The following is a 16,964-nucleotide window of genomic DNA, read 5'->3' on the forward strand; positions in this document are numbered from 1 at the left end:
CTGGTCCGCGCCGGTCGTCACGTGCCGGCGCGGACCAGCCCGCACTCGTAGGAGAAGATCACCGCCTGCACGCGGTCGCGCAGGCCGAGCTTCGCCAGGACGGCGCTGACGTGCCCCTTCACCGTGCCCTCGGTGACGTACAGGCGCTCCGCGATCTCGATGTTCGACAGGCCCCGGGCGACGAGCTCGAGCACCTCGCGCTCCCGCCCGGTGAGGCGGTCGAGCTCCGCGACCGTGCGGGGCAGCGGGTCGCTCTCCGCGCCGATGTGGCGCTCGATCAGCCGCCGCGTGATCGGCGGCGCGACGATCGCGTCGCCCCGCGCCACGGCCCGGACCGCGGACAGCAGGTCCGCGGCGAGGGCGTCCTTGAGCAGGAACCCGGCGGCCCCGGCCCGCAGGGCCGCGTACACGTACTCGTCGAGGTCGAACGTGGTGAGCACCAGGACGCGCGGCCCGTCCGGCAGCTCCGCCCGGATGCGGCGGGTGGCCGCCAGGCCGTCCGTGCCGGGCATCCGCACGTCCATCAGCACGACGTCGGGCCGCGTCGCGGCGGCGAGGTCGGCCGCCGCGGCGCCGTCCTCCGCCTCGCCGACCACCTCCATGTCCTCGGCGTTCTCGAGGATCATCCGCAGTCCCGTCCGGATGAGGTCCTGGTCGTCCGCCACGAGCACCCGGATCACGACGCCTCCCCGTCATCGCCGGCGCGGGCCGCACCGTCACCCGGCCCGACGAGCGCGCCCCCACCCGCGGCTCCCCCGCCGTGCGGGAGACGCGCTCGCACGACGTACCCTCCGGCCGGCCCGGGGCCGGCGGCCGCCTCGCCGCCGAGCAGCGCGGCCCGCTCCGCCATGCCGCGCACCCCGTGGCCGCTCCCCTGCCCGATCCGGCCGACGTCGCCCCGGGCCCCCGCCGCACGTGCACCACCGTCGTCGCTCACCTCGAGGACCAGCGCCCCCGCCTCGTACGACACCAGCACCTGGGCCGCGGCGCCGGGCCCCGCGTGCCGCATCGTGTTGGTGAGGGCTTCCTGCAGGATCCGGAAGGCCGCGGCGTCGACGGCGGCGGGCAGCGGCCGCACCGCGCCGTCGACCTGTACCGCGACGGGCGTGCCCGCCCGCCGCACGCCCTCGACGAGGGCCGCCAGGCCGGCCAGCCCCGGCACGGCACCCGGCCCCTCGTCGGGCCGCCCGTCCGGCGCCAACGCCTGGCGCATGTCGGCCAGCGACGCCCGGCCGGTCGCGACGATGGTGTCGAGCGCGGCGAGCGTGTCGGCGGGCCGCTTCTCGAACGCCGCGGCCCCGCCCTGCGCCTGCATGACGATGACGGCCAGCGCGTGCGCGACGACGTCGTGCATCTCGCGCGTGATGCGGGCACGCTCGGCGGCCACCGCGAGCGCCGCCTGCTGGTCCCGCTCGCGCTCGAGGTCCCGCGCCCGGGCCTCGAGCTCGGCGAGGTAGGCGCGCCGCGACCGAGTCCCCCAGCCCACCGCCCACGTCGCGGCCAGCAGCGGCCCGAGCACCAGGACGCCGCCCCAGGCGGTCGGCGCTGTGCCGCCGTCCGGCGCTCCGAGCGTCTCGCCGCCGGCAGCGAGCGGACCACCCAGGGAGCCGCCGGCGGCCACGGCGAGGGTCACGGCCGTCACGACCGCCAGGGCCGCCGCGAGCACCGTGAGCGACACCCGGCGCGGGCGACGGGTGCTCACCGTGGACAGCGTGAGGAGCACCGCCAGGTCGGCGGGTGCGGGGCCTGCGCCCAGGGCCATGCGGGAGACGGCGGCGAGCAGCGCGGCGGCGAACGTCGCGACGGGCCAGCGGCGGCGCACCGCCACGGCGACGACGCCGACCGTCGTCGCGCCCCACCACAGGGCCGGCGCCCCGGCCGTGGGACCCGCCGTCACCGTGGCCGGAGGACCGGCCACCGCCGTGGCGGCCAGCAGCAGCACGGCGAGGCCGGCGTCCGTGAGGAGCGGGCCGCGCAGGACGCCCCGGAGGGCCGGGGCGGGACTGTCCACAGCGTCCCAGGCTAGGCCCGGGGCCCGTCGGGGGACACCCGTCCCGGGTCGGGTTCCCGGACCTGACCTGGGAGGGGTGTGCGGTGGGGCACGCGCCGCCGAGCCTGGACGCATGGCTCCCACCCGTCACCGCGGCGACGCCTCCCGTCGGCCGAGCGCCCCTCGCCGGGCAGCGGCTGCCGCCGCCGTCGTCCTCGCTCCGGCGCTCGCCGGTTGCACGCCCGTGCCGGGGCTCGAGTGGGAGACGGTCGCCGCACCGGCCGACTGCCGGTGTGCCGACGGCAGCCCGTTCCAGTTCTGGGAGCGGCAGGCCGACGCGCAGCGCGTGGTGCTCTTCCTCAACGGCGGCGGCGTGTGCTGGGACGCGAAGACCTGCGCCTTCACGGGAGAGCACGGCGAGAGCGACGTCTACGACTGGAGCATCCAGGGCACCGAGCCGGAGAACCGGAACGGGCTGTTCGACGTGACCCGCCGGGACAACCCGTTCGCCGACTGGTCGTTCGTGTACGTCAGCTCGTGCACCGGGGACGCGCACCTGGGCGCCCGCGCCCAGGAGTACGCGGACGGTCCGACGGTCGAGCACCGGGGGGCGGTGAACGGCCGGGCAGCGCTCGACCACCTCGCCGCGCAGTACCCGGACGCCACGGACGTCGTCGTCATCGGCAAGACGGCAGGTTCGGTCGCGGCGCCGATCTACGGCGGCCTCGTCGCCGACCGGCTCCCCGACGCGCGGGTGACCGTGCTCGGGGCGCAGTCCGGCGCCTGGCCCGACCATCCGGACTTCGACGCGGAGGTCCTCGACGCGAGCTGGGGTGCGTACGACGCCGCCCCGGGCTGGGCGGTCGACGGCCTCGGGCCCACCGAGTGGGGCGTCCCGGCCTTCTGGGTGCAGGCGGGTCGGCACGACCCCGGCCTGGTGCTCGGCCGCTTCGACTACGCCTACGACCCGCACGCGGCGTCGGAGGTCACCGCCTGGTTGGCCGGCGACCCGCCGGACCTGCTCGCGCAGGTCGACGCCAACGAGGCGACGATCGAGGCCTCGGGCGTGCCGTTGCACAGCTTCACGGCTCCCGGCGAGGGTCACGGGCTCTTCGAGCAGGACGCGTTCTACACGATCGAGGTGAACGGGGTCCGGCTCGTCGACTGGATCGCCGACCTCGCCTCCGGCGAGCCGGGCGGCGACGTCCGCTGCGCGGACTGCGTCCCGTGACACCGGGGCGGAATCGAGCGGGGCCACGCCCTGGCACGACGACGGCCCGGACGCTCTGCGCGAGCGTCCGGGCCGTCCTCATGCCAGGTCAGCGACCGGGGATCACTCCTCGATCTTGCCCTCGATCTGGCGCTGGTAGGTGTAGGTGTTGTCGGCGCCGTACTTGTAGATGCCGATGAAGGCGGACGTCGGGTCGTTCGACTCGTTGAGCGGCCCGATGCCGGACTTGCCGACGTAGTTGATGTCGTCGCCGGCCTCGAGCGCCTTGACGCCCTCCTCGAACGTCTTCACCTCGGTGCCGCCGTTGGCCCCCGACACGGCACGGATGTTCTTCGAGATGGTCTCGCCGTCGGTGCCGTTGCCCTTGATCGCCGCGAGGGCCGCGAGGACCGTGGCGTCGTACGACTCGGCGGAGTACGAGAAGTCCTCGAGCTTGCCGTTCTGGTTCTCGGAGTACCAGGTCGTGAGCTGCTCGCGGAAGGCGTCGTCGGCCTGCGCGCCCGGCAGCGTGCCCTGCACGCCCTCGAGGGTGCCCTTGTCGAACTTGTCGCCGTAGTTCGACAGGTTGCCGTCCACGAAGTAGGTGGTGCCGTTGAAGTCCCACCCCTGCGAGACGAGCTCGTTGACGATGGCGACCGTCTCCTCGAACGCGACGATCGAGATGGCGTCGGGCTTCTGCGCGAGCAGCTCGGTCACCTGGGCGCCGAAGTTGGTCTCGCCAGGGGCGAACTCGTTGCCCGCGCCCTTGCCGCCGTAGACGACCTCGCAGCCGCCCTTGGTGACGGTGTCCTCGATGACGTCGCGCAGGCCGGTGCCGTACGCCTCGTTCTGCACGAGGAAGCCCACCTTGCAGTGGCCGTCGTCGAGGATGAGCGAGCCGTGCGCCGCGCCCTGCACCGTGTCCGGCGGGGCGGTCCGCGCGAAGAACTCGCCGTAACCGGAGAGGTCCTGCGCCGTGTTCGCGGGCGAGATCTCCATGACCCCGGCCTCCTCGAACTGGTCGACCACGCCGAGGGTGACGGCGGACGACGCGGCGCCGATCACGACGGAGACGCCCTTGCTGATGAGGTCGGTCGCCGTGCTCTTCGCGACGTTGAGGTCGGTGCTGTCGCCGGAGTCGCCCCACTCGACGCTCACGTCGTTGCCGAGGACGCCGCCGGCGGCGTTGATGTCGTCGATGGCGAGCCCCACGCCGGCGATCTCCGGCGGCCCGAGGAAGGCGAGGGTGCCGGTGACCGGCAGGATCGTGCCGATCTTCAGCGGCTCGGACGAGCCGCCGCCACCGCCCTCGGTGCTGTCGCCGCTCCCGCCGTCGGACGAGGCGCAGGCTGCGAGGCCGAGGCTGAGGACTGCCGCGAGGGCCAAGCCCTTGGCGGCCGTGGTGCGTCGGATCATGCTGTTCCCCTTTTGGAGGTAGGACATTCGCGGCTCAACACCGCATTCAGTGCCGCTGAACGTAGCGAGACTGTATGTCGGCGGCGTGTCGCGCGGGTCACTCCCTGGAGATCGTGACGAACCTGTTACCTGCATCACACTCGGCCCCGCGGGGCCCTGCGTCAGGCGCGGAACTGCGTGAACGACGCGGTGACCGGGTCGGCCCCGGTCCGGCCCTCCACGCCGGCCTCCAGCGCGTCGATCGACGCGACCTGCTCGGCCGACAGCTCGAACGAGAAGACGTCCAGGTTGGTGGCCTGGCGCGCGGCCGACAGCGACTTCGGGATGACGATCCGGCCCTGCTGCACCGCCCACCGCAGCACGACCTGCGCGGGCGTGACGCCGAGGTCGGTGGCCGCGGCCACGACGGCCGGTGCGTCCAGGTCGGCGCCGCGGCCGAGCGGCGAGTACGCCTCGACGGCGATGCCGAGCTCGCGGCACCGCTGCTGCACGGCGACCTGCTGGAACGTGGGGTGCACCTCGATCTGGTTCACGGCGGGGACGACGTCGGTCTCCGCGACGAGCCGGTCGAGGTGCTCCACCAGGAAGTTCGACACGCCGATCGCACGCACGGCGCCGTCGGCGAGGAGCTTCTCGAACGCGCGCCACGTCTCGACGTACAGGTCCTTGCTCGGGACGGGCCAGTGGATCAGGTAGAGGTCCACCTGGTCGACGCCGAGCGCGCGCCGGGAGTCCTCGAACGCGCGCAGCGCCTGCTCGAACCCCTGGTCGCCGTTGCGGAGCTTGGTGGTGACGAAGACGTCCTCGCGCGGCAGGCCCGACGCGCGCAGCGCGGCGCCGACGCCCGCCTCGTTGTAGTAGCCGGCGGCGGTGTCGACGTGCCGGTAGCCGAGCTCGAGCGCCTGCTCGACGTTCGCCTGGGTGCCGTCGTCGGGCACCTGGAAGACGCCGAGGCCGACCTGGGGGATCGCGACGCCGTCGGAGAGGGGCAGGGAGGGGACGGGGGAAGTGGTCATGACTCCTTTGTATCGGGCCCCTCCGACCCCGCGTCCACTGCGGTGACCACCCTGTGGACAAGCGGTGCGGCAACACTGGTGCCCGTGCTCGCGCTCGCGTACCGTTGTCCCCGTTGCAGTGCCTCGCTCGATCCGGACGGTCTCCGTCCGCGCCACGGCGATCGCGTCGGAAGGACTGATGCGGTCACCCCGGCGGACCTTGGTCTCAAGAGTTGACGACGATTCACCGTGATGCGCGATCTCGACGGTCGAGGTCGTCGACACCTCTTGAAGGAGTAAGCATGGCCACCGGAACCGTGAAGTGGTTCAACAGCGAGAAGGGCTACGGCTTCATCGCCCCCGAGGACGGCTCGGCCGACGTGTTCGTCCACTTCTCCGCCATCCAGACCCAGGGCTACCGGTCCCTGGACGAGGAGCAGCGCGTGGAGTTCGACGTCACGCAGGGCCCGAAGGGCCCGCAGGCGGAGAACGTCCGCCCGCTCTGATCTCACCGCCCGCCCGGCTGACGCCGGCAGCGTGAGACACCTGTGAGTCGCACGGCCCGCACCCCGTTCGTCGGGGTGCGGGCCGTCGCCGTTCGCGGGAACGCCTGCTCCCCGGCGCTCGTTGGACCGTCATGGGATTCCTCGACCGACTCCTCGGCAGAACGCACGACGAGCGCACGTACCACGGCGTGCCCGGCCGGCCCGACGACGCCCGGCCGCGCACCGGTGAGGCGCCGGGCAAGCACGGCTACGCGCCGCGCCCCGGCCAGCAGCCCGCCGGCCGGCCCGGCGCAGGCGACGCCGCCGCGCACCGCGACCCCGACGAGGTGGCCGTCGAGCGCTACCGGTACCTGCTGCGCACCGCGCCGCCGGACGCCGTCGAGCAGGCGCACGCCGAGGCGTTCGCGCGCCTGACTCCCGAGCAGCGCCGCCGCGTGCTCGAGGAGGTCGGCTCGGGTCTGCCCGCGAACGAGCGGGCCACCTCCGACGACCCGCAGTCCCTCGCCCGCATGGCCACCCGCGCCGAGATGCGGAACCCCGGCACGCTGGAGCAGAGCTTCCGCGGACAGGGAGGGTACGGCGCGCGCGGGCCGAGCTTCGGGTCGATGGTCGGCTCCAGCCTGCTGGGCACCGTCGCGGGCGTCGTCATCGGCTCGGCCGTGGCGAACGCCCTCTTCGGCCCGGCGTTCGGCGACCCCTCGCAGGACTTCGCGGGGGACGGCGGGGCCGAGGGCGGCGAGGCCGGCGCCGACGCGGGAGACGACGCGGGGAGTGACGCCGGGGCGGACGCCGGCGGCGACGCCGGGTACACCGAGGCCGCGGGCGCGGACCCCGGCTACGACGCCGGCGGTGACATGGGCGGGTTCGGCGACTTCGGCGGCGACTTCGGGGGCGGCGATTTCGGCGGCTTCTAGCCGCCCCGCACCCGACGGCTGCGGACGCGAGGATCGTCCGCCGGTCAGCGCGGCACGAGGTCGCGTTCCTGCGTCCAGGCACGAGGCAGTCGTGCGACCAGCGGGCGCAGGCCGACCACGGCGAGCGACACGACCAGCACCCCCAGGGCGAGCCCTGCCGCGACGTCGTGCAGGTAGTGCACGCCCGCGGCCAGCCGGGAGACACCGACCAGCAGCGCCGCCGGGACCGCGAACCAGGCGGCCCGTGGCACGGCGACGATGCACGCCGTGGCGAGCGCGGCGGCCAGCACGGAGTGGTTGGAGGGCCACGACCAGTCCCCGACCTCGGGGCAGACGAGCGCGGTCGGCACGTCCCAGACCCGGCAGGGTCGCTCCTCGGTCACGAGGACCTTGAGCGCCTCGCTGAGCAGGTAGGCGGCGATCACCCCGACCCCGCCGGACGCCAGGCGCCAGAACGCGGCGCGGTCGCGCAGGAAGGACCGGACGGCGAGGACCCCGGCCAGGGCGACCAGGGCCAGCAGGCCGAAGGACGCGACGCCGGCCGCGACCGCCGCCGGGGTCGAGGCCCCTGCGACAGCCGGCGCGACGGCGCGGTAGACGTCGGCACGCACCGGCCAGGCGAGCGCGGCGACCAGGGCGAGGAGGCCCGCGGCGGGCAGGGCCCGGGGCAGGACGGGTGACGAGCGGTGAACCATGCCGTCGAGGCTAGGGAGGCGCGGCGGCCCGCGGATCCACCCCGCGGCGACATCGCTCTGCGACCAAGGTCGGGGACGAAGGCCACCGGCCTCGTGCCAGGGGTGGATCCGCCCGACCGCACCGCCCCCGGAGAATGGACGGCATGACCACCACCCGGCGCACCGTGCTGGACGCGCTGGCCACGCTCCTGGTCGCCGTCGTGCTCGCGCTGCCCGTGCCGGGGCCGTGGACGACGCTGCTGGCGGCTCTGGGCGCCCTCGGGCTGGGCACCAGCCCGCGCGGGGCGCGCCTGCTCGGCCTCGCCGTCGTCCTCGGAGCGTCCGGAACCGCCGTCGTCTCGACCGTCGGCGTGGCCCCGTGGGCCGAGGGCGCCCGGGAGATGGTGTTCGCGCTCGCCACGGTCGGCCTGCCGTGGCTGACCGGGCTGGCCTGGCGCCTGCGGTCGCAGGTGCGCGTACAAGCGGCCGAGCACGCCCGTCAGGAGCGCCTCCAGCACCTGGACCGGGAGCGCCGGGCCCGGGACGCCGAGCGGCTTGCACTGGCGGGCGCCCTGCACGACGACCTCGGGCACGCGCTGAGCCTGGTCGCGCTCAACCTCGGCAAGCTCGAGCTGGACGGCTCCCTGCCCGCCGCCGCCCACACGACCGTGGAGGCGGCGCGGGAGCAGCTCACCGTGGCGGTCGAGCGCCTGGGCCACTCGGTGCGGATGCTGCGCAGCGGCCACGCGCCCGGGCTCGCACCGCAGGACCACAGCCTGGCCGCAGTGGTGGAGGCGTTCCGTGCCGCCGGTGCCACCGTCGCCCTCGAGGGCGACCCCGGGGCCGGCGCGGACACGTCCTGCGTGGTCCGTGTGGTGCGCGAGGCCCTGACCAACGCGACCAAGCATGCCCCCGGCTCTCCGGTCACGGTGGCGGTCGAGCCGCTCCGCGGTGGCAGCGCCCGCGTGGTCGTCACCAACCCCGTGCCCGCCGCCCGGCCGCCGTCCGCCGCCGGCGCGGCCAGCGGCCTGGACAGCCTGGAGCGCGCCCTGACGGCGCACGACGGGTCGCTCGCCACCCGCTCCCAGGACGGCACGTTCCGTCTGGAGGCTGTGGTTCCACCGTACCGGCATCGCGACACGGCGCCGGCGCCGGACCGGGCGGTCGTGGCGGTCGGGCGGCGCACGCTTCTCATCGGCGCCGGGCTGGGGCTGTGCGCGGTGGTGGTGCTCGGTGGGCTGGAGATCTTCGCCCAGGCGGAGACTCGTCAGGCCCTCCTGCCTGCCGAGGACTTCGCCCGCCTGGTCGAGGGGATGCCCCGCGACGACGCCAGGGCCCTGCTTCCCGCCCACGAGCTGCTGCCCGCGCCTGCCTCGCCGCCGGGGACGGACTGCCACGACTACGCGGTGGCGACCGACTGGCTCGCCGACGAGGCCGGGGACGCCTACCGGGTCTGCTTCACGGTCGACCGGGTGACGTCCACCGAGCTGCTGACCGGTGCGGAACGGTGAGCGCCGTGGAGACCCCCGCGGTGCGCGTCCTGGTGACCGACGACGAACCCCTGGTGCGTGCCGGGATCGTCGGGCTGCTGGGCACCGCCCCCGACGTGCGGGTGGTGGCGGAGGCTGACGACGGCGCCCAGGCCCTGGACGTGCTGCGGGCCCACCGTGTCGACGTGGCGCTGCTCGACGTGCGGATGCCGGGCATGTCCGGTCTGGAATGCCTGGCGCAGGCCCGCCGGGAGCACCTGGACGGGCGGTTCGTGTTCGTCACGACCTTCGGCGAGGACGAGTACGTCGCCCAGGCGATCGCCCTCGGGGCCGACGGCTTCGTCCTGAAGGCCGGCAGCCCTCGCGAGCTGATCATGGCCGTGCACGCCGCCGCCTCCGGCGGGGCGTTCTTCTCCCCCTCCGTGGCCCGCAGGGTCCTGGACGGGGCCCAGGCCGCGGGGTTCGGTCAGGCCCAGAGGGCCCGTGCCCTGTTCGACCGCCTGACGCCCCGCGAGCAGGAGGTGCTCCGCCTGGTCGGCGCCGGCCGGTCCAACGCGGAGATCGGTGCGGCGCTGGCCGTGGCCGAGGCCACGGTCAAGACGCACATGACCTCGATCCTGCGGACCCTCGGGGCCCACAACCGGGTCGAGGCCGCCCTCGTCGCTGTCCGCGCCGGCCAGGCCTGAACGACGGCTCCGCGGACGTCAGGCTCCGCCGCCCGACGCCGGGGCCTTCACCGCCCGCTCGCACAGCCCGAGGAAGGCACCGAGGCGCCCGAGGCCCTCGGGGGTGTGCGGCAGGTAGTCGGTGAGCTCGGGCGACCGCACGACGATCGCGCACCACTGCCCGCGCGAGATCGCGACGTTGACGCGGTGCCGGGACAGCAGGAACCCGGTGCCGCGGGGGACGTCGTGGGGCGACGACGCGGCGAGCGTGACGATCGCGACGGGCGCCTCGGTGCCCTGGAACCGGTCGACCGTGCCGACCCGCACGCCCTCGAGCCCGGCGTCGTCGAGCGCGCGGCGCACCGCCCACACCTGGGCGTTGTAGGCGGCGAGCACCACGACGTCGCGCGGCTCCAGCGGGCGTGCGGGCTGCCCGGTGCCCGGCGTCCAGGCCCGGCCGACGATCGCGGCCGCCTGCGCCGCCACCTCCCGCGCCTCCTCCGGCGAGGCGACGCCGCGGCCCTCGTGCCGCACGGTCACGTGGTGGACGCCGGGGGCCACGCCGTCGAGCCGCCGCGCGGCCGCGGACTCGTGGGCCTGCAGCCGGCCCTCGTACGCCAGCTGGGACACGGCCTCGCAGAGCGCGGGGTGCATCCGCCACGACCGCGCCAGGAAGTACCCGAGGCCGGGCGGCAGCACGTCGCGGCCGTCGGCGAGCCAGCCGAGCGCCGACCGGTCGACGGGCTCCGGGTGCCGCCCGCGGCTCACCTGCGGCAGCTGCTGCGGGTCGCCCAGGAGCAGCAGGCGTCGCGCCGACCGGGCGACCGCGATCGTGGACGCGAGCGAGAACTGACCCGCCTCGTCCACGACCAGCAGGTCGAGGTCCTCCTCCGGCCAGCGCCCGGGGTGGGCGAAGTCCCAGGCCGTGCCGCCGACGACGCCGGGACCGCGGCGGGAGAACTCGGCGAGGTCGTCCCCCGACAGCTCCGCGCAGAGGGCGGACGACGGTGCAGACGTCGGTGCGGGTGCCGCGCCGTCGGAGGGCCGCTTCCGGGCCACCCGGTCGGCGGGGACGCCCGCCTTCTCGACCACGGCGCGCAGCATGTTCTCGACCGCGGCGTGCGCCTGCGCGACGACGCCGACGCGCCAGCCCTCGGCCACCAGCGCCGCGATGACGTGCGAGCCGACGTGCGTCTTGCCGGTGCCGGGCGGCCCCTGCACCGCGAGGTACGACCGGTCGAGGTCGCGGGTCGCCGCGAGGACGGAGGCGGTGAAGTCGCCGTCCGTGACGTCGGGCAGCGGCCCGCCGGCGGCCAGGCGCGGCGGGCGGCGGCGCAGCAGGTCGGCGGCCGGGCCGTCCGGCAGCGCACGGTCGGCGTCCCAGGCGGCCAGCGCGCGACGCGCCACGTCCTCGAGCGCCTGCTCCTGCGGGTCGGCGCGCGGGCCGCTCGACGGCGTGAGGGCCATCGGCAGCGCGTCGAAGGTCTCCGCGCCGACGCGCACCTGCTCTCGGAGGAGCAGGACGTCCCGCTCCCCAGCCTCCGTCTCCCGGCGCACCGCGTCGACGATGGTCGCGCCGCCGTGGAAGCCGCGCACCGCGTTCGCGGGGACGGTGACCGCGTCGGGCGCGGGGTCGTCGTAGAGGACGAACGGCACGGCCCCGACCCCGAGCTCGGAGCCCTCCGACAGCCGGCCGACCAGCTCCAGCACCCGCGCCGGCGCACGTCGGCCGTCCTCGACGAGCCAGTCCTGGACGACGGTCGCGCGTTCCACGTGAAACGTGTTCCGACGGCCCTGCCACTCGTCCGGCGGCAGCTCGAGCCGCGAGTAGTGCTCGTGCCAGAACGGCTTGCTCTCCCGCCGCCAGTACCCCAGCGACGCACCGATCATCGCGAGGGCCTGCACCTCGTCGTCGCGAGCACCGCGGTCCTCGCCGACCCGCTCGCGCACCGCGGCCTCGAGGTCCAGCCGCCGCTCGCGGGCCTCCCGCACCGCCGCCTGCCGCGGCGTCTCCGCCGGCGCGGCGGCGTCGTCCTCCTCGGTGCGGACGACGACGCCGGGTGCGGCCGCGGCCGGGGACCCCGCCCGAGCGTCGACGACGTCGGCCGCCCCGCGCAGCCAGTCGAGCAGCCGGAGGGTGGAGACGCAGTCGTACCGGTTGTAGTCGGCGATGTCGCGCAGCAGGGCGTCGGCCTCGTCGTCCCGACCGGCGTCGCGGAGGGCCGTGTACTCGGCGTACGCGACGATGGACGCGGCCGCGGTGGTGACATCGCCCGACCGCAGCTCGTCGCCCATGTACAGGGGCTCGAGCTTCTTGATCGACTTGGACCGGTCGGAGATGCGCAGCGACGAGCGCACGACGGCGTAGAGGTCCACCAGCACACCGTCGCGCAGCAGCTGGTCCACCTCCTCCTCGTAGACGCCGTGGCGGGCCGCGATGGACAGCAGGTGCACCCGCTCGTACGACGCGTAGTGGTACACGTGCAGGTCCGGGTACCGCCGCCGACGCTCGGTGAGGTAGTCGACGAAGTCGACGAGCGCCCGGCGCTCCTGGGCCAGGTCGTGGGCCCAGAACGCGCGGAACGGCGGCGGCTCCCCGGCGGCGTCGGGCCGTTCCACGAGCCCGAACAGGTAGTCGAGGCCGGTCTGCTGCCCCCACTGCTCGCCCTGCGGGTCGGACCACAGCGGGTCGCCCTCGAAGTCGAAGAAGACGTCGCCCGGGCTGGGCGGCGGGAGGCGGCGCACGGCGGACGTGTCGGGCAGCTGCCAGCGGATGACGGCGGGCTCACCGTGGTCGTCGTAGGCCACCTCGCCGTCCCACGCCTCGTCCCAGGGGCCGGCACCGAGCTGCAGCCGCGCCTGGTCGCGCACGCGCTCGAAGCTGCGGGCGGGCATCCCCGCCGGCGGGTGCTCGGCCTTCGCGAGCTCGTCGATGGTCGCGATGCCGCCGGCGACGAGCTGCGCCCGCTGGTGCTCGTAGACCCCGCCCACGAGCAGGACGTCGCGGTGCGCGGCGGCCTGCTCCGCGCAGGCCGGGCACCGGCCGCAGGCGGTGAACCGCGCGTCGCCCCACGCGAGGGGCCCGGCGTCCGCGCGGTGGGCGGCGACGACGGCGCGCAGCCGGTCCCGGCGCTGCCGGAACACCGGCAGCAGCTCGGAGAGCCGGTGCGAGCTCGTGACGCGCGTGCCGAGCACGAGGTGCACGGCGTCGGTCGGGTCGACGTGCGCGGCGGCGAGCTGGTCGGCGTACGCGGCGAGCTGCAGCAACGCGGTCACCTTGGCCCGCCGCGCCAGCTTGGTCTCGACGACGGCGTACCGGGGCAGCGGCGCGGCGGCGTGCTCCCCCGGTCGCCCGGGCCCGACGTCGGGGTCGCCCAGCGGGTCTCGGACCAGGAAGTCGGCCCGGCCGTGGAGCTCGCCGTCGAAGAACGACGCCTGCGCGACGACGTCCGCCCCGGACTCGATCGCCGCGAGGGTCGCGCCGTGCGCGGCCTCCAGCCCGTCCCGCGTGAGCCGCGCCGGCGCCCCGACCTCGACGACGCCGCCGGGCCCGCCGTCCGACCGCCCGAAGCGGGCCACGTACTCGTCGAGGACGCGCCGCTCGTGCGCGTCGCCGAGGGCCGCCGTCCGCTCGAGCATGGCATCGGGCTCGGCGTCGGTCCGCGGGACGCGACCGAGCAGCTCGTCCAGCCGGCGCAGCAGCCGGAACTCGCACTCGGCGGCCACGACCAGGTCGCTCGGCGAGTACACGACCGTGGGCTCGCCGGCGGCGTCGGTGCTGCGGTCCGCGTCGAGGAGGAACATGCCCCCGGTCTACCAGCGGCGACCGACACCCCCGGCCGGGACGGCTACGCTGCCCGCTCGCGGTCGCGGCGGAACCGTCTGATCATCACCACGGACAACCCGAGGTAGACCGCGAGCAGCAACGCGCAGACGCCGGTGAAGATCCAGTCCCCCACCCTGACGCCCTCCTGGTCCGCGGCGGCGCCGTCCGTCGCGAGCACACCGACGGAGAAGGCCGTCAGCGCAAGGATCACGAACGTGACGACCAGCACGGCCACGATGCCGGTCAGGCGCCACCCACGGGACAGGTCGGGAACGAACTCCGCCGACAGGGCGAAGTCCCAGGTCGCGCGCCACCACGACGCCGGCTCCACCCGTTCGAGCAGGGGGGCCTCGGTGCGGTCGTCGAGGACGGCCAGCGATTCTCGGGGCAGCCCCAGGAGGGCGACCAGCCCGGCGAGTGGGTCACGGTCATGACCGGCGGCGACCAGCTCGCGGAGCCCTTCGGGGTCGACCTCGACACCGGCCTCCGCGGCGACGCCTCGGACGCCGGCGGCCCGCGCCTCGAGGTCGGGGCCACCCGGAGTCCACCAGCCGGCGCCCCAGATCGCCTCGGTGCGCTCGAACCTCCTGACGGTCGACGCCCCGCATGCGTCGCCCGTGCCCCGCCACAGACCGAGCGTCATCGACCGGCGCGACGATCCCTCTGCCAGCCCGATCATCAGGTGGTCGGCGTCGAGCGGGTCCTCCGTGCGCAGCACCGTCCAGAGGCCGTCCAGCTCGGTGACATCGACGGGGCCGATCTCGCGCGCCACCACCCGTGCCGCGAGCCGCGCGTCCGCAGGGTCTCCACGGTGCAGGACGACGGCCCGACGTGCCGATGCGGCGCCGAGCTCCGGGAGGTCGAACTCGACGCCGAGGGCCTCCACGAGCTGTTGGTCGGCGATCGCGAGATCGAGCCGCTCCTGCAGGCCGCCCGGGTTCTTCGGCCGGCCGAGAATTCGGCACAGCGCCCGCGTGGCGGCGAGCAGCTCGGTGTCCGTCGCCGGTACCTCCGACCAGTCCCAGGTGCGCGAGGCCCCGTCGACGTCCACGCGCATCCATGCCCGCTCGCCGCGCTCCTCGTCGAAACCCTCGTCCACGGCGAGGAGGGTGGCCAGGGATTCGAGCGGGCCGAGCGTCTCGCACCACACCGCGGTCAGGCCCGACGCCGACGTCGGGCCCACCTCGTCGAGGCCGTCACTGCCGGGGAGGCCCACGACGTCGGCCTGGGTCGCGCGCACGATCGCCAGCATGCGGTCAGCGTAGATACCTCCGACGCCCCCCGGGGACGCGGCCGTCCCGTCTTGCATGCAAGTTGGATGCAAGCGTAAGTTGCCCCGGGTGACCGCCTCCTCGACGCCCCCGCCGACCCCCCAGTCGCCTCAGACCGCGCCGCTGAGCGCCGCGGAACGCGCGTACCAGCACACCAAGGTGAAGATCCTGTCGGGCGAGGCGGCCGGCGGGGTGCTGCTGTCCGAGGGCGACGTGGCGGCGGAGCTCGGCATCAGCCGCACCCCCGTGCACGAGGCGTTCCTGCGGCTCGACGCCGAGCGGCTGCTCGCCGTCGCGCCGCGGCGCGGGGCCGCCGTCGTGCCGATGGCCCCCGACGAGGCGCGCGACGTGCTCGAGATGCGCGAGGCGGTCGAGCGCTCCACCGCCCGCCGCACGCTGGCGCACGGGCGTCCCGCGGCCGCCGTCGTCGACGAGCTGCGCACGCACCTCGACACCCAGCGTCGGGCCGCCGCGGCGGACGACGTCCAGGCGTTCGTCGTCGCCGACTCCGCGTTCCACGGTGTGCTCGTGCGGGCGTCGCGCAACCAGACCGCGATCCAGTTCATGGGGCTGCTGCGCGACCGGCAGCTGCGGCTCATGTTCCAGCACCTGCACGTCGGCGCGGACGAGGTCGCGGCCGCGCTCGCCGAGCACGAGGCGATGCTCGCCGCCGTCGAGCAGGGCGACGCCGACGCGTACTGCGACCTGCTGCACGACCACGTCCGCCGGCACCGGGGCGTCCTGTGAGGCGGCCGTGGCTGGGCGCGTTCGCCGCGCTGTTCGTCTCCTCCTGGGCGGGCAACCAGTTCACGCCCGTGCTCCTCATATACGAGGAGGTGCAGGGCTACGGCGACGCCACGGTCAACGCGTTCCTGGGCGTGTACGTGCTCGGCCTCGCTCCCGCGCTGCTCGTCGCCGGCACGCTGTCCGACCGGTTCGGCCGCCGTCCCGTCATGCTCGCGGGCACGGTGATCGGCATGGTCGCGAGCGCGGTGCTGGCGTTCGGCGCGCTGGGGCCCGTCCCGATCTACGTGGGCCGCCTGCTCGCGGGGATCACCGTCGGGACGGCCACGTCGGTCGGCACCAGCTGGATCAAGGAGCTCTCGCAGGTGCCGTACGACCGGCAGGCGGACGCCGGCTCGGGCGCCCGCCGCGCGTCGCTGGCGTTCACGCTCGGCTCCGGCGTCGGCGCGCTCGTCGCGGGCGCCCTCGCCCAGTGGGGTCCGTGGCCGGAGGTGCTGCCGTTCGTGGTGCACCTGGTCGTCACGGCGCCGTTCCTGCTGGTCGTGCTCCGGACGCCGGAGTCGAACGCGTTCGGCGGCGAGGCCGGGCCGTGGTGGCGCGGGCTACGGGTTCCGCCGGCCGGGCACCGCAGGTTCACGCGGGTGGTCGCCGTGGTCGCGCCCTGGATCTTCGTCGTCGCGGCGCTCACCTACGGCTACGCGCCCGTCCTGCTGCGCGACCGGACGGAGGGCTTCGGCGTGGCGTACGCCACGTTGCTCACCGTGGTCGCGCTCGGCGTCGCGGCCGTCGTCCAGCCCGCGGCCAAGCGGCTCGACGCCGTCGACTCCGCCCGCGGGCTGGCCGTCGCGGCGGCGGCGCTCACGGTCGCCGTGGCGTGCGTCGGCCTCGTGGTCGCGTCCGGCTCGCCGTGGTGGGGCGTGGGCGCCGCCGTCGTGGGCGGCGCGGGCATGGGGATCGGCCTGTCCTCAGGGCTCCTGGAGGTGCAGCGCATCGCCGGACCGCGCCACCTCGCGGGCCTCACGGGCGTCTTCTACGCCGTCGCGTACGCCGGCTTCCTCACCCCCGCGATCATGGCGGCGATCACCCCGCCGTTCACGACGGCGCAGCTCTTCGTCGTCCTGGTGGCGCTGGGCGCGGTGTCCACGGGGGTCGTCGTCGCGCACTACCGCAAGCACCTCCCGGGGGCCTGAGCGGGCCGTCGCCAGGGCGGACACATGGACCGGAACGGGCAGTTTCCGCCATAGTGGGGCCCGCTCGACGACG

The 16,964-nt window shown here is 75.3% G+C and carries 14 protein-coding genes; 7 read left to right on the forward strand and 7 right to left on the reverse strand.

Annotated elements, in window-relative coordinates:
• Nucleotides 1–17: 17 nt before the first annotated feature.
• Nucleotides 18–680 (reverse strand): response regulator, encoded by a 663-nt coding sequence (locus ACQP60_RS16320; protein WP_429734727.1) that lies wholly within the window; start codon nucleotides 678–680, stop codon nucleotides 18–20.
• Nucleotides 677–2,011: a sensor histidine kinase gene (locus tag ACQP60_RS16325; RefSeq protein WP_429734729.1), complete on the reverse strand. Its 1,335-nt coding sequence runs from the start codon at nucleotides 2,009–2,011 to the stop codon at nucleotides 677–679. The genes ACQP60_RS16320 and ACQP60_RS16325 overlap by 4 nt, the downstream gene beginning before the upstream one ends.
• Nucleotides 2,012–2,123: 112 nt before the next feature.
• On the opposite strand from ACQP60_RS16325, the gene ACQP60_RS16330 reads away from it, so the two are divergent.
• Nucleotides 2,124–3,221, forward strand: coding sequence for a pectin acetylesterase-family hydrolase (locus ACQP60_RS16330; protein ID WP_429734731.1), 1,098 nt, complete (start codon nucleotides 2,124–2,126; stop codon nucleotides 3,219–3,221).
• A 102-nt stretch (nucleotides 3,222–3,323) separates the two neighbouring features.
• On the opposite strand, the gene ACQP60_RS16335 is transcribed toward ACQP60_RS16330, so the two are convergent.
• Nucleotides 3,324–4,616, reverse strand: a complete 1,293-nt coding sequence (locus tag ACQP60_RS16335) for an ABC transporter substrate-binding protein (RefSeq protein ID WP_429734733.1) — start codon at nucleotides 4,614–4,616, stop codon at nucleotides 3,324–3,326.
• A gap of 161 nt (nucleotides 4,617–4,777) precedes the next feature.
• Nucleotides 4,778–5,632, reverse strand: coding sequence for an aldo/keto reductase (locus tag ACQP60_RS16340; protein WP_429734735.1), 855 nt, complete (start codon nucleotides 5,630–5,632; stop codon nucleotides 4,778–4,780).
• A 281-nt stretch (nucleotides 5,633–5,913) separates the two neighbouring features.
• On the opposite strand from ACQP60_RS16340, the gene cspE reads away from it, so the two are divergent.
• Nucleotides 5,914–6,117, forward strand: coding sequence for a transcription antiterminator/RNA stability regulator CspE (gene cspE / locus ACQP60_RS16345; protein ID WP_429734737.1), 204 nt, complete (start codon nucleotides 5,914–5,916; stop codon nucleotides 6,115–6,117).
• A 131-nt stretch (nucleotides 6,118–6,248) separates the two neighbouring features.
• Complete coding sequence (locus tag ACQP60_RS16350; RefSeq protein ID WP_429734740.1) at nucleotides 6,249–7,031, forward strand: hypothetical protein; 783 nt, start codon at nucleotides 6,249–6,251, stop codon at nucleotides 7,029–7,031.
• A 44-nt stretch (nucleotides 7,032–7,075) separates the two neighbouring features.
• Here the strand turns inward: ACQP60_RS16350 and ACQP60_RS16355 are convergent, their stop codons facing one another.
• Complete coding sequence (locus ACQP60_RS16355) at nucleotides 7,076–7,726, reverse strand: phosphatase PAP2 family protein (protein ID WP_429734742.1); 651 nt, start codon at nucleotides 7,724–7,726, stop codon at nucleotides 7,076–7,078.
• Nucleotides 7,727–7,869: 143 nt separating this feature from the next.
• Between ACQP60_RS16355 and ACQP60_RS16360 the strand changes: the two genes are divergently transcribed.
• A complete protein-coding gene (locus ACQP60_RS16360) occupies nucleotides 7,870–9,216 on the forward strand; it encodes a sensor histidine kinase (protein WP_429734744.1) in 1,347 nt (448 codons plus the stop codon).
• Between the two features lie 5 nt (nucleotides 9,217–9,221).
• Nucleotides 9,222–9,881, forward strand: a complete 660-nt coding sequence (locus tag ACQP60_RS16365; protein WP_429734746.1) for a response regulator — start codon at nucleotides 9,222–9,224, stop codon at nucleotides 9,879–9,881.
• 18 nt (nucleotides 9,882–9,899) lie between these two features.
• On the opposite strand, the gene ACQP60_RS16370 is transcribed toward ACQP60_RS16365, so the two are convergent.
• Both ACQP60_RS16370 and ACQP60_RS16375 read right to left on the reverse strand, forming a co-directional pair.
• A complete protein-coding gene (locus tag ACQP60_RS16370; RefSeq protein ID WP_429734748.1) occupies nucleotides 9,900–13,664 on the reverse strand; it encodes a TM0106 family RecB-like putative nuclease in 3,765 nt (1,254 codons plus the stop codon).
• Nucleotides 13,665–13,708: 44 nt separating this feature from the next.
• Nucleotides 13,709–14,938, reverse strand: a complete 1,230-nt coding sequence (locus ACQP60_RS16375; protein WP_429734751.1) for a hypothetical protein — start codon at nucleotides 14,936–14,938, stop codon at nucleotides 13,709–13,711.
• Between the two features lie 88 nt (nucleotides 14,939–15,026).
• On the opposite strand from ACQP60_RS16375, the gene ACQP60_RS16380 reads away from it, so the two are divergent.
• Both ACQP60_RS16380 and ACQP60_RS16385 read left to right on the forward strand, forming a co-directional pair.
• The gene (locus ACQP60_RS16380; RefSeq protein ID WP_429734753.1) at nucleotides 15,027–15,704 is read left to right on the forward strand and encodes a GntR family transcriptional regulator; all 678 of its coding nucleotides are present in this window, start codon (nucleotides 15,027–15,029) and stop codon (nucleotides 15,702–15,704) included.
• A complete protein-coding gene (locus ACQP60_RS16385) occupies nucleotides 15,701–16,891 on the forward strand; it encodes an MFS transporter (RefSeq protein WP_429734755.1) in 1,191 nt (396 codons plus the stop codon). Before ACQP60_RS16380 ends, ACQP60_RS16385 begins: the two co-directional genes overlap by 4 nt.
• Nucleotides 16,892–16,964: the final 73 nt, after the last annotated feature.

Origin of the sequence: Isoptericola variabilis (assembly GCF_050311655.1) — a bacterium.
Taxonomy (GTDB): domain Bacteria; phylum Actinomycetota; class Actinomycetes; order Actinomycetales; family Cellulomonadaceae; genus Isoptericola; species Isoptericola variabilis.